Origin of the sequence: Streptomyces anandii JCM 4720 (assembly GCF_014650655.1) — a bacterium.
In the GTDB taxonomy this organism is placed as follows: Bacteria; Actinomycetota; Actinomycetes; order Streptomycetales; family Streptomycetaceae; genus Streptomyces; species Streptomyces anandii.
The window spans coordinates 480668-492742 of sequence record NZ_BMVJ01000002.1; the positions used below are offsets into that span (position 1 = coordinate 480668).

Below are 12075 nucleotides of genomic sequence, written 5' to 3' on the forward strand. Positions count from 1 at the left end.
CGAGGTGCAGTCGTACGACGTCACCCTGAAGTTCCGCGGCCGCGACGGCAAGCCGGCCAAGTACTACGGCGCCGGCCTGTCCGGCATCGCCGGCCTCGGCGCCGGCCGGAACTACTCGCCCTACGACCCCTCCGGCACCGTCAAGGTCCGTGTCCCCAAGGGCACGTACATCCTCGACTCCGCCCTCTTCGCCGACCCGGACGACTCCACCAAGGGCATCGACTGGCTCGCCCAGCCGAAGCTGAACGTCAACAAGAACACCACGGTCACCCTCGACGCCCGCAAGGCCAGGCCGGTCGACATCACCGTCCCGGCCAAGGCGGCCAAGTCCGAGTTCGCCGCCCCGTCCTACACCGTCGAGCAGGGCGACGACTCCTACGGCTTCGGCTGGTTCCTGGACACGTACGCCAACTTCCGCACCGCGCACATCGGCGCGCCCGTCACCGACGGCTCGCTCTCCCAGCAGTGGGACGGCCACTGGAGCGCGGGCGGCAAGGACCAGTACGACACGACCGTGGTGAACCGGGTCAGGCAGCTCGCCACCGGTTACACCCGGCACTACAAGGCCGGTGACCTGGCCACCGTCAAGGTCGGCATGGGCGCCTCGGCGCGCGGCAAGAAGGGCGTGGTCAGCGCCGCGGGCTGGCTGCCCGGCAGCTTCGGCGCCAGCTCCGTCGGCATCCCGCAGCCCGTGCCCGGCACCCGCACCCTGCACCTGTCCACGCAGGGCGGCGTCAAGTGGGGCCTCGACTTCGAGCAGGACGGCGGAGTCGACCAGGAGGGTTTCCCGGTCGCCGACGCCTACTACACCCTGGGCGCCCCGCAGACCTTCAAGGCCGGCAAGAGCTACGAGAAGGTCTTCAACACGGCCGTCTTCGGCCCCCACCTCAACGCCGACTACGGCATCTTCCGCGACGGCGACGACCTCTACGGCTTCCTGCCGCTGTTCGCCGACGACAACCAGCACGCCGGCTCGTCCGCCTTCACCAAGGTGACCACGACGCTGTACCGCAACGGCGCCAAGGCCGGTTCGAACGACGACCCGCTCTTCGGCGGCAAGACGTTCACGGTCCCGGCCGGTGACGCCGCCTACCGGCTCACCACCTCGGTCAGCCGCAGCACCAAGGTCGCGGGCGTGTCCACCCGCATCGACGCGAGCTGGACCTTCCGCTCGAAGAAGCCCTCCGGCGCCGGCGTGGACCGACTGCCCGTCTCGTCCGTCCGCTTCAACGCCGCCACCGGCCTGGACAGCCGTGTCCCCGCCGGCAAGCAGGTCGGCCTGCCGGTCTCGGTGGAGGGCGCGGCACGCGGCGCCAACCTCAAGTCCCTGACCGTCTGGATCTCCTACGACCAGGGCAAGACCTGGAAGAAGGCCAAGGTCACCGGCGGCCGCATCACGCTGAAGAACCCGGCGAAGGACAAGAGCGTCTCCTTCCGCGCCGAGGTCGTCGACAAGAAGGGCAACAAGTCGACGCTGTCCATCTACAACGCGTACTACGGCAAGTGAGCCGCCGACGGCGGTGAACGGAGCGGGGCGGCCCGCCGGGAGCACACCTCCCGGCGGGCCGCTCGTCGCCGGTCCGGGCTCTCCTCGGCCTCTCGGCCTCAGCCGCCCGTGTGCGGGCCCTCAGCCGCCCGTGTGCGGGCTCGCCGTCCCCGCCCGGGTGGCGTCCGCGCCCCAGCTGGCCAGCAGGCGCAGCGCCTCCGCGGAGGGGGAGCCGGGCTCGGCGTGGTACAGCATCATGGCCTGATCGGCGTCGTCGGCGAGTCTGAACGACTGGTAGTGCAGGGCCAGTTCGCCCACCAGCGGGTGGCGCAGCCGCTTGACGCCGTGACTCTTCTCCTTGACGTCATGGGTGGCCCACAGCCGCCGGAAGTCCTCGCTCTTGACCGACAGTTCGCCCACCAGCGCCGAGAGCCGGGGGTCGTCGGGATAGCAGCCGGCCTCCATGCGCAGCCCGCACACCACGTCGATCGCCTTCTGCTCCCAGTCGATGTACAGATCGCGGTACTCGGGGTTCAGGAAGACCATCCGCGCCCAGTTGCGCTCCTGCGCCGGCACCCGCGACCAGTCGCCGAAGACGGCGGCCGCCATCCGGTTCCACGCCAGCACCTCCGAGCGCCGGCCCACGATGTACGCCGGCACCTCGTCCATCGTGTCCAGCAACTGCCGCAGCCCGGACCGCACCTGCTGGGCGCGCACCGCCTGCTTCTTCTTGTGCTTGGGCTTGGCCAGGTGCGTGAGATGGGCGTGCTCGGCGTCGGTGAGCCGCAGCGCGCGGGCGATGGAGTCCAGGATCTCCGCCGAGACATTGCGCCCGTTGCCCTGTTCCAGCCGGGTGTAGTACGCCACCGACACCCCGGCCAGCTGGGCCAGCTCCTCGCGGCGCAGCCCGGGCACCCGGCGCTGCCGCCCGTAGTGCGCGAGGCCGACGTCCTCCGGCCGCAGCCGGGCCCGGCGGGTGCGCAGGAACTCGCTCAGCTCGGCACGGCGGTCCAGCCCGCCGGCGTCCTGGGGAAGATCGGGCTCGTCCATATGTCCAGTATCCCCGGTCCTACGCACAGCAGCCTGACCCCGCCAGTGGTAGGAACGGCGAGCGTACGCAAAGGCGTGACCTGGGTGAACGCCGTACGCCGGGGCACGCTGGAGGAGCGCCCGGCCGAACACCGGTCCGGCGCGGACAACCGCTCGTGAAGCGACCGCCGAACCAACCCGAAGAACCGGAGAACCCCGGCATGACCACCGTTGCCGCATACGCCGCACCCGCCGCCAAGGCCCCGCTGGAGCGCACCACCATCGAGCGCCGTGCCGTGGGCGAGTTCGATGTGCTGATCGACATCAAGTTCGCCGGCATCTGCCACTCCGACATCCACCAGGCCCGCGAGGGCTGGGGCGAGGCGATCTTCCCCATGGTCCCCGGCCACGAGATCGCCGGCGTCGTCTCCGAGGTCGGCCCGGGCGTCACCAAGTACGCCGTGGGCGACCGCGTGGGCGTCGGCTGCATGGTCGACTCCTGCCGCGAGTGCGACAACTGCAGGGCCGGCCTCCAGCAGTACTGCGTCGAGGGCCCGGTGTGGACGTACAACGCCGTCGGCAAGGACGGCGAGACCACCTACGGCGGCTACAGCGAGAAGATCGTGGTCGACGAGAACTACGTCGTCCGCATCCCCGACGGCCTCTCCCTGGACGTGGCCGCGCCGCTGCTGTGCGCCGGCATCACCACGTACTCCCCGCTGAAGCACTTCGGTGTGGGCCCCGGCAAGAAGGTCGCCGTGGTCGGGCTCGGCGGCCTCGGTCACATGGGCGTCAAGATCGCGCACGCGATGGGCGCCGAGGTGACCGTGCTGTCCCAGTCCCTGCGCAAGAAGGACGACGGACTCAGGCTCGGCGCCGACCACTACCGCGCCACCGGCGACCCGCAGACCTTCGAGGACCTGCGCGGCACCTTCGACGTCGTCCTCAACACCGTCTCCGCACCGCTCGACTTCGCCGCCTACCTCTCCCTGCTGCGCACCGAGGGCGCCATGGTCAACGTGGGCCTGCCCGAGGAGCCGGTCCGCATCGAACTCTCCGCGATCTTCGGCAACCGCCGCATCCTGACCAGCTCCAACATCGGCGGCATCCCCGAGACCCAGGAGATGCTCGACTTCTGCGCGGAGCACGGCCTCGGCGCCGAGATCGAGCTGATCGGCGCCGACGGGATCAACGAGGCGTACGAGCGGGTCGTGAACAGCGACGTCCGCTACCGCTTCGTGATCGACACGGCGACGATCTGACGCGCGGCCGCCCGGCCTTCGGGCCGGGGCCGGGTGGGCGGGTGGCCGAGGGACCGCCGGGGGAGAGGCCGGCCGGGGCTGTGGCGGGTGGCCCGGTCGGCGGATACCGTGGCCGGGGGCCCGGCCCGCGTCGGTGACCGCGACCACTGACCCATGATCGCGGCCCGCGGGAGGCGCCGGACCCGTCGGATCTGCCGGGGGCGGGGGCGGGGAGCCATGGATCCATTGACGGCGGTCACCGCCGGTAAGGCCGCGGCGGGGCGGCGGTTCGCCTTCTACGTCTCCGTGCAGCTGACCTCCGTCCTGGTGCCCGGCCTGGTCGCCGTGACCTGCCTGGCCGCGCTCATGCTGCACGCCCGGCACCCGGGGGACACCGGCGCGGCCCTGGGCGAGGCCGTGCGCACGCTCCGGGGCCCGGCCATGGTCCTGGTCGACGTCTCCTGGCTGGCCTTCGCCTACATCCTGGGTTACGTCGGCCGGGAGCTCGCCTTCCGCCTCCTCGGCCTCGCGGAACGGCTCAGCCCGAGGCACCGGACGTCGCTCGACTCGCTGTACGGCGAGCTGGAGGCCGTCTACGGGGACACGGCCCTGCGCCGCTGCATGCGGACGCACCCCTTGATGCGGTACCTGCTCGATCCCGCGCACAACGCCTCGACCCCCGTGCAGTTACTGCGCCGGCCGGGCGGCGCCCTGCGCGGCGGAAACGCCTACGAGGCCTTCACCTACGCCAGGTTGTGGCTGCGGGAGCACAACCCCTCACTCGCGCCGGACGCGACCGAGGCGGAGATCAACATCCTCCTCTCCACCCTGGTGCCGCTGGCCCTCGGCACCTGGACCCTGATCGCCCTGGCGCCCCTCGGGGCCGTCTCCGCCGCCATGAGCGCGCTGGTCGCGGCGGCGACGGCGGCCCTCACCTTCGCCCAGGTGCTGCGCCTGCGCCGGACGGAGTGCTGGGAGGCGCTGCGCAACCTCGTGGAGGACCACGAGATGCGGCTCGCCGTGACGAGGCTTCCCGGGTCCCCCTTTCCGGCGGACCCGGACGACGAGGACCCGGACGACGAGGACCCGGACGACGCCGAGGCGGATCCCGATGCCGATGCCGAGCCCGGCCCTGGTGACCACCCTGACGCAGGCGCAGGCGCAGGCGCGGGTGCGGGGGCCGGACGCCGGGCGGGCGGCGCGGGTGCCGGCCGTCAGCCGAGCGGGGCGGCGTAGTGGTGCAGATCGGGCAGTATGCCCTCGCACACGGGCCCGGTCAGCGCCCACAGGGTCAGCTCCACGTCCCGGCCCGCCCGGTGGGCCGCCACGGCACGGTGGTTGCCGTCGAGGAGGACATGACAGTCCTCACCGACCCGGTACGTGGGCAGGGTGAGCGGCACCGGCCGTGACCCCTCGGCGTATCCCCGCGCCAGCGCGTCGACGGCACGCCTGCGGTCCTCGGGCCAGCTGGGCAGCGTACGCCCGGCCGAACCCACCCGCAGCGGCCGGCTCCCCGGACTGTTCCAACTGCTGTCCGCGCCGCGGGCGTCGGCGTACCAGACGGTGAACAACCCCGCCAGGCATCGCCTGGCCGCACCCCCCGTCACCGTCTCCACCCGGACCCCCGCCCCCACGTCCGCCAGCCGCCCCCAGTCCAGCGCGGCCCGGATCACCGGCCGGAACCGGACCGCGAAGTCCCCGAACTCCACCGACACCCTCCCTTTCCGCCCCGCGTCCGTAGCCCTTCCCCCCAGGACCGTCCCCCACGCGGCCCGCACCCCGCCAACGGATCCCGACCCACGGCGTGTGCGCGTGCGGGACCGCTGGAGGTCTCCGTCCAGGACTTCGGCGTCGGGGTGGAGTGGGCCCGGGGTCAGCCCGCGAGGGTTGCCGGGCTGCCGCCGTTGGCTTCGTAGCCGGCTACCGCCAGGGCGCGGTGGACGGCGAACTCGGCCGCCGGGTCCGGGGACAGGGTCCAGGGGAGGGCGCCGACGTGGCCGTCGACGTGAATGAGCTGGTTCATGGCCTCGGCCCAGCGCTCGGAGCGGACCAGGAAGAAGATCAGCAGGTGGCGGACGTGGGCCAGCATGGGGTCGCCGGGGCGGGCCGCGTGCACCGCGAACAGCGCGCCGTGGATCGCCTTGGTGACGACCTCGCTCTGGTAGAAGCCGCTGACGAGGTTGACCTCGGGCAGGTGCTCGAAGACCGCGAACAGGGGCATGGCCGCGAGCAGTGACCCGCGCGGGGCGCGCGCGGCGGCCGCCTCGGCGAACTCCATCGCCAGCTTCCGCGAGCCGTGCCACTTCTCGCACCAGTAGTGCAGGGCGGCCAGATGCGCCCCCATGTGCGCCGGAGCACGGTCGAGGATCTTCAGCCACAGCTGCTCGAACTCCGGCTGCGAGTAGCCCAGTCCGCGCGCCACCGACAGCTCCACGATGTACGGCACGGGGTCGCCCGGGGCGAGCAGCGCGGCCTGGCCGCAGACGTCCCTGGCCTCCTCCATGATGATCCGGAACTCGTCCGTGCCCGGCGTCGACGTGCGCCACGCCTGCTGCACCAGGAACTCGGCCTGCACCGCAGCGCCGCCCGCGTCCTTGGGCGCCTCGGCCCGCCACACCCTCAGCCACTGGCCGCCGGGCGTCTCGTGTATCCCGCCCGGCCGCTGCCGCAGCTCCAGCGAGGCGGCCCCGGCGAAGGCCTGCACGCGCTGCCAGCGCAGCTCGCCCTCCGCCTCGGTGCCCGCGAGCAGCTGGGAGGCCGCGCGGTAGTCCTGCGTGCGCTGCACCAGGTCCAGTACGTCCAGCAGGTCCTGGTCGGGACCGGGCATGCGGACGTCCAGCTCCTCCGTGGGCAGGAATCCGTAGTTCGCCGGGTCCGCGGCGTCCGGGTGCCCGGGCGGCACCTGCTCGAGGACACCCCGCCTGCGCCGCAGGAACGGGAGCAGCACGAAGCCCAGCATGACCAGTGCCATCAGGACCCAGAGAATCTCCATGCCTCAAGCGAACCAGACACCGCCGACGATTGGCCAACCCGTCCCGCGAGCCTGTGGAAAACCCGCCCCCGGCACGGTCCACGGCCGGCGTCCGGCAGCCGGCCCGCGGGCGCACTACCCTCGGGCCCATGAGCGACAGGCACATCAGTCAGCACTTCGAGACCCTCGCGATCCACGCGGGCAACACCGCGGATCCCCTCACCGGCGCGGTCGTCCCGCCGATCTACCAGGTCTCGACCTACAAGCAGGACGGCGTGGGCGGTCTGCGCGGCGGCTACGAGTACAGCCGCAGCGCCAACCCGACCAGGACCGCACTGGAGGAGAACCTCGCCGCCCTCGAGGGCGGCCGCCGGGGCCTCGCGTTCGCGTCCGGACTGGCGGCCGAGGACTGCCTGTTGCGTACGCTGCTCAGCCCCGGCGACCACGTCGTCATCCCCAACGACGCCTACGGCGGAACCTTCCGCCTCTTCGCCAAGGTGGTCTCCCGGTGGGGCGTGGAGTGGTCGGTCGCCGACACCAGCGACCCGGCCGCCGTACGGGCCGCCCTCACCCCGAAGACCAAGGTCGTGTGGGTGGAGACCCCCTCCAACCCGCTGCTCGGCATCACCGACATCGCCGCCGTGGCCCAGGTCGCCCGGGACGCGGGCGCCCGGCTCGTCGTCGACAACACCTTCGCCACGCCCTACCTCCAGCAGCCCCTCGCGCTCGGCGCGGACGTGGTCGTGCACTCGCTCACCAAGTACATGGGCGGCCACTCGGACGTCGTCGGCGGCGCGCTGATCGTCGGCGACTCCGCGCTGGGCGACGAGCTCGCGTACCACCAGAACGCCATGGGCGCCGTCGCCGGCCCCTTCGACTCCTGGCTGGTGCTGCGCGGCACCAAGACCCTCGCCGTCCGCATGGAACGGCACAGCGAGAACGCCACGAAGATCGCCGACATGCTCACCCGGCACGCGCGCGTGAACAGCGTGCTGTACCCGGGCCTGCCCGACCACCCCGGTCACGAGGTCGCCGCCAAGCAGATGAGGGCGTTCGGCGGGATGGTCTCCTTCCGGGTCGAGGGGGGCGAGGAGGCGGCCGTCGAGGTCTGCAACCGCGCCAAGGTGTTCACGCTCGGCGAGTCCCTGGGCGGCGTCGAGTCCCTGATCGAGCACCCCGGTCGCATGACCCACGCCTCCGCGGCCGGTTCGGCCCTGGAGGTCCCGGGCGACCTGGTCCGCCTCTCGGTGGGCATCGAGAACGTCGACGACCTGCTCGAGGACCTGCAGCAGGCCCTCGGCTGACCTCCGCGCGGGCCGGCGGAACGGTACGAGACCGGCCGCCGGTCCCGGGCTCACCAGCCCGACAGCGGTGGGGTCGTCTGTGAGGGCGGCTCCACCCAGGGCCGTACCGTCAGCGCCCACACGGTGAAGGCCACGGCCGCGGCGAACAGCATCAGCCACAGCACGCGGCGCGCGGCCGTCCGGCGGCGCAGCATCCGGCCGCCGCGCCGCAGCACGTCCTCGTACAGGTCCGCCGGCACCTGAGGCGGAGTCTGGTCCAGGATCCGCCGTACGGCCGCCTCACGCTCGGTCCGGTTCACTTCCCTCCCCTGCCCTTCCCAGCCGCCGTCCTGCTCCCTCCGCCTTCCCCGCTCATGACGGGGCGACCTTCGGGCCGCGCACTGCCGGGGTGCTCTCGCGGGGCGGGTGGGTGAGCGTGGTGATCGCCCGGTCGCAGATGGCGCGGACGCGTTCCGCGGGCAGGCCCAGCAGGGCCGCCGCCTGCTCCTCGGCGACGCCCTCGTACAGCCTGAGGACGATGATCAGCCGCTCCTGCGGCGTGAGGACGGCCAGCGTGCCGGGCGGCCGCGGGCGGCCCCGGCCCAGAGCGGTGTGCTGGTGCCACACCTCGCGCGCGTACCGGGTGGCCAGATACTGGCGGGCGCGGTCGTACGGGTCCTCGCCGCGCAGCCGGTGCCAGCACGCGTACGTGTGCGCGAGGGCGAGGGTCAGCAGGCGCCGCGCGCGCGGGTTGGCGTCCGGCGCCTCCGCGGTGAGCAGCGTGGCGGCATGCAGCAGCCGCCCGGCCGCGCCCGCGACGAACGCCTCGAACTCCCGGGCCCGGCCAGCGTCGTGGGACGCCTGCCGTTCTCGCACCGCGCCTCCCGCCAAGGGCGACCGTGAGGGACCGGGCCCGTCCGCGTACGGGATACGGAACCGTGTGCGACTGGGGGCCCGGTCTCATATGAGGCCAGGCGGGGGCCGCCGGTCAAGAGCCGCGCGCCCGCGCGCCGGTCTCCCGTGCGCCGCGGGGCGCCTACGACGCCGGGGCCGTCGTCTCGGCCGGCGGCACGCCCTGGGAGGCCTGCCGGGCGGAGAGGGCGTGGTTGAAGCGGGTCAGCAGGGAGCAGAACGTCTCGCGCTCCTCCGGCGACCACTCCCCGGTCAGCTCGGCCATCAGCTGCCGCCGCGAGGTGCGCACCTCGTCCAGCCGCGACAGCCCGCGCGGGGAAAGCTGCAGCACCACGGCCCGCCCGTCCTCGGGGTGCGAAGTGCGCTTGACCAGCCCGGTGTCGACGAGCGGCGCCACCTGGCGGGTGACGGTGGAGGAGTCGATACCCATGCTCGCGGCGAGCGCCTTGACGCCCATCGGGCCCTCCTTGTCCAGGCGGTTCAGCAGGAGGTAGGCGGCGCGGTCCATGGAGTTGCGCACCTGCCCGACCCCGCCGAGCCGCGTCTGTTCGGCACGCCGGGCGAACACCGCCACCTCGTGCTGGAGGACGTCGAGAAGACCGGTGTCACCGACGGTCGTCATGTCCATCGACATTTCAGGTGTTGTGGGCATGGCGGGGGGCTCACTTCTGAAGGGCGGCTGCTGGGTTGGGGGACAGGGTACGCGGCCGGGACACGGGCCGTACCGGCGCTGCGCAATCCGGTCTCGGAGGTTGGTCACACCGCCGTCCGGAGCCCGTGAACTGCGAGACTTGGAGGATGAGCTACAGCACGGCCGGTTCCTTGCGCTCCGTCACCCTCGACGACGTGCTCGGTGCCCAGAAGATGCTCTCCGGGATCGCGCGCGTGACCGCGATGGAGGGCAGCAGGCACCTGTCGCAGCTGGTGGGCGCCCCGGTGCTCCTGAAGTGCGAGAACCTCCAGCGCACGGGTTCGTTCAAGCTGCGAGGCGCCTACGTCCGCATCGCCGGGCTGCTGCCGGAGGAGCGCGCCGCCGGCGTGGTGGCCGCGAGCGCGGGCAACCACGCGCAGGGCGTGGCGCTCGCGTCGTCGCTGCTCGGCGTGCACTCCACGGTGTTCATGCCGAAGGGCGCCCCGCTGCCCAAGATCAGCGCCACCCGGGACTACGGCGCGGAGGTGCGCCTGCACGGCCAGGTCGTCGACGAGACGCTGGCCGCCGCCCAGGAGCACGCGGCGCGCACCGGCGCGGTGTTCATCCACCCCTTCGACCACCCGGACGTCATCGCGGGCCAGGGCACGGTGGGGCTGGAGATCCTGGAGCAGTGCCCGCAGGTGCGCACGATCGTCGTCGGTATCGGCGGCGGCGGGCTCGCGGCCGGGATCGCGGTGGCGGTGAAGTCGCTGAAGCCGGACGTGCGGATCATCGGTGTGCAGGCGGAGGGCTCGGCGGCGTATCCGCCCTCGCTGGCGGCCGGGCGGCCGGTGGCGATCGAGAACCCGGCGACGATGGCCGACGGGATCAAGGTGGGACGGCCCGGCGAGGTGCCCTTCGCGATCGTCGAGGAGCTGGTCGACGAGGTCCGCACGGTCGGTGAGGACCAGCTGTCCGCGGCGCTGCTGCTGTGTCTGGAGCGGGCGAAGCTGGTCGTCGAGCCGGCCGGTGCGAGCCCGGTCGCGGCGCTGCTCGGCGGCGGGGACGGCATCGAGGGGCCGGTCGTGGCGGTGCTGTCGGGCGGCAACGTCGATCCGGTGCTGCTCCAGCGCGTCCTGCGGCACGGCATGGCCGCGCAGGGCCGCTACCTGGCGGTCCGCCTCCGGCTGACGGACCGGCCGGGCGCCCTCGCCACGCTTCTCGGGGTGTTGTCAGTGGCCGACGCTAACGTCCTCGATGTGAGCCACGTACGGACCGACCCTCGGCTCGGGCTCACGGAGGCGGAGGTGGAGCTGCACCTGGAGACGAAGGGGCCGGCGCACTGCGCCGAGGTCGGCCAGGCACTGCGCGACTCCGGTTACACGGTCATCGACTGACGACCGACTGAGAGCCGGCGTCGGACACCTCGGCCGCGAACACGCAGGCCGGAAGCGCTTCGTCACCCGTTCGGGCAAATCCATTGAGAGACGCGATACATCGCGTTATGGTGTGTCGCGTGCCGCACCCTCGCGGTGCATTCAGTCATTCCGCGGGCGCTGTCCGCGGACGAAATTCGCAGGCGGAACAGCGCCCGCGTACCTAGGCTTTTCCGACAATCCCCGACGACGTGGAGACTCACATGCCAGGCGCCATCTATGCCGAAGGCCTGGTGAAGACCTTCGGTGACGTAAGGGCTCTGGACGGCGTCGACCTCGATGTCCCCGAGGGCACCGTGCTGGGCCTGCTCGGGCCGAACGGCGCGGGCAAGACCACCGCCGTCCGCTGTCTGACCACCCTGCTGCGACCCGACTCCGGCAAGGCCGTGGTCGCCGGCGTCGACGTGCTCAGGCAGCCCGACCGGGTCCGGCGCTCGATCGGCCTGTCCGGCCAGTTCGCCGCGGTCGACGAGTACCTGACCGGCCGCGAGAACCTTCAGATGGTCGGCCGGCTGTACCAGATGCCGGGCAGGGCCGCGAAGGCCAGGGCCGTGGAGCTGCTGGAGCAGTTCCACCTCGCGGACGCCGCCGACCGCCCCGCCAAGACGTACTCCGGAGGCATGCGCCGCCGGCTCGACCTGGCGGCGGCGCTCGTCGTCTCCCCGCCGGTGATGTTCATGGACGAGCCGACGACCGGCCTCGACCCCCGCAACCGCCAGCAGCTGTGGGAGGTCATCAAGCAGCTCGTCTCCGGTGGTACGACGCTGCTGCTGACCACGCAGTATCTGGAGGAGGCCGACCATCTCGCGCACGAGATAGCCGTGGTCGACCACGGCCGCGTCATCGCCCGCGGCACCTCCGACCAGCTCAAGGCCCGCACGGGCGGCGAGCGCGTCGAGGTCGTCGTGCACGAGCGCGACCACATCGCCACCGCCTCCGAGGTGCTGCGCGGTTTCGGCAAGGGCGACACCACGGTCGAGGACCACACCCGCAAGCTCACCGTGCCGGTCACCGGCGGGGCCAAGCTGCTGGCCGAGGTCATCCGTGAGCTGGACTCCCGCGGCATCGAGATCGACGACATCGGAC

Annotated in this window: 11 protein-coding genes and 1 pseudogene; 6 read left to right on the forward strand and 6 right to left on the reverse strand. The window is 72.4% G+C overall.

The annotated features are described in order from the left end of the window. Positions 1-1507 (forward strand): annotated as a pseudogene (locus tag IE249_RS36335) (peptidase S8); the annotation flags it as partial. Positions 1508-1627: 120 nt separating this feature from the next. On the opposite strand, the gene IE249_RS05365 reads toward IE249_RS36335, so the two are convergent. Beyond that, entirely contained in the window at positions 1628-2536 is a 909-nt protein-coding gene (locus IE249_RS05365) for a helix-turn-helix domain-containing protein (protein ID WP_189703568.1), read from the reverse strand. Positions 2537-2736: 200 nt separating this feature from the next. Between IE249_RS05365 and IE249_RS05370 the strand changes: the two genes are divergently transcribed. Both IE249_RS05370 and IE249_RS05375 read left to right on the forward strand, forming a co-directional pair. Further along, the gene (locus IE249_RS05370) at positions 2737-3777 is read left to right on the forward strand and encodes an NAD(P)-dependent alcohol dehydrogenase (protein ID WP_189703569.1); all 1041 of its coding nucleotides are present in this window, start codon (positions 2737-2739) and stop codon (positions 3775-3777) included. Positions 3778-3993: 216 nt separating this feature from the next. Further along, a complete protein-coding gene (locus IE249_RS05375) occupies positions 3994-4992 on the forward strand; it encodes a hypothetical protein (protein WP_189703570.1) in 999 nt (332 codons plus the stop codon). Here IE249_RS05375 and IE249_RS05380 read toward each other — a convergent pair. Beyond that, on the reverse strand, positions 4971-5465 hold the full coding sequence (locus IE249_RS05380; RefSeq protein ID WP_189703571.1) for a hypothetical protein: 495 nt from the start codon (positions 5463-5465) through the stop codon (positions 4971-4973). The genes IE249_RS05375 and IE249_RS05380 overlap by 22 nt on opposite strands. Before the next feature lie 164 nt (positions 5466-5629). Continuing rightward, the gene (locus IE249_RS05385; RefSeq protein ID WP_189703572.1) at positions 5630-6748 is read right to left on the reverse strand and encodes a hypothetical protein; all 1119 of its coding nucleotides are present in this window, start codon (positions 6746-6748) and stop codon (positions 5630-5632) included. A gap of 128 nt (positions 6749-6876) precedes the next feature. Here IE249_RS05385 and IE249_RS05390 point away from each other — a divergent pair, with 128 nt between their 5' ends. Then, entirely contained in the window at positions 6877-8031 is a 1155-nt protein-coding gene (locus IE249_RS05390; protein WP_189703573.1) for a cystathionine gamma-synthase, read from the forward strand. Between the two features lie 50 nt (positions 8032-8081). On the opposite strand, the gene IE249_RS05395 is transcribed toward IE249_RS05390, so the two are convergent. The 3 genes from IE249_RS05395 to IE249_RS05405 all read right to left on the reverse strand — a co-directional run bounded on the left by IE249_RS05395 (position 8082) and on the right by IE249_RS05405 (position 9556). Then, positions 8082-8330 (reverse strand): hypothetical protein, encoded by a 249-nt coding sequence (locus tag IE249_RS05395; RefSeq protein WP_189703574.1) that lies wholly within the window; start codon positions 8328-8330, stop codon positions 8082-8084. A 52-nt stretch (positions 8331-8382) separates the two neighbouring features. Beyond that, on the reverse strand, positions 8383-8886 hold the full coding sequence (locus IE249_RS05400; RefSeq protein WP_189703575.1) for a sigma factor-like helix-turn-helix DNA-binding protein: 504 nt from the start codon (positions 8884-8886) through the stop codon (positions 8383-8385). Positions 8887-9046: 160 nt separating this feature from the next. After that, on the reverse strand, positions 9047-9556 hold the full coding sequence (locus IE249_RS05405) for a MarR family winged helix-turn-helix transcriptional regulator (RefSeq protein ID WP_189703576.1): 510 nt from the start codon (positions 9554-9556) through the stop codon (positions 9047-9049). Between the two features lie 164 nt (positions 9557-9720). Here IE249_RS05405 and ilvA point away from each other — a divergent pair, with 164 nt between their 5' ends. Together ilvA and IE249_RS05415 are read left to right on the forward strand one after the other, a co-directional pair. Beyond that, on the forward strand, positions 9721-10950 hold the full coding sequence (ilvA, locus tag IE249_RS05410) for a threonine ammonia-lyase (RefSeq protein WP_189703577.1): 1230 nt from the start codon (positions 9721-9723) through the stop codon (positions 10948-10950). 242 nt (positions 10951-11192) lie between these two features. Then, positions 11193-12075, forward strand: an 883-nt coding sequence (locus IE249_RS05415) for an ATP-binding cassette domain-containing protein (protein ID WP_229857570.1), incomplete at its 3' end; no start/stop codon positions are given.

What these genes read in the sequence shown, in the direction of transcription:
- IE249_RS05365 (WP_189703568.1), bottom strand. Translation starts at nt 2,536, where the DNA reads ATGGACGAGCCCGATCTTCCCCAGGACGCCGGCGGGCTGGACCGCCGT.
- IE249_RS05370 (WP_189703569.1), top strand. Translation starts at nt 2,737, where the DNA reads ATGACCACCGTTGCCGCATACGCCGCACCCGCCGCCAAGGCCCCGCTG.
- IE249_RS05375 (WP_189703570.1), top strand. Translation starts at nt 3,994, where the DNA reads ATGGATCCATTGACGGCGGTCACCGCCGGTAAGGCCGCGGCGGGGCGG.
- IE249_RS05385 (WP_189703572.1), bottom strand. Translation starts at nt 6,748, where the DNA reads ATGGAGATTCTCTGGGTCCTGATGGCACTGGTCATGCTGGGCTTCGTG.
- IE249_RS05390 (WP_189703573.1), top strand. Translation starts at nt 6,877, where the DNA reads ATGAGCGACAGGCACATCAGTCAGCACTTCGAGACCCTCGCGATCCAC.
- IE249_RS05405 (WP_189703576.1), bottom strand. Translation starts at nt 9,556, where the DNA reads ATGTCGATGGACATGACGACCGTCGGTGACACCGGTCTTCTCGACGTC.
- ilvA (WP_189703577.1), top strand. Translation starts at nt 9,721, where the DNA reads ATGAGCTACAGCACGGCCGGTTCCTTGCGCTCCGTCACCCTCGACGAC.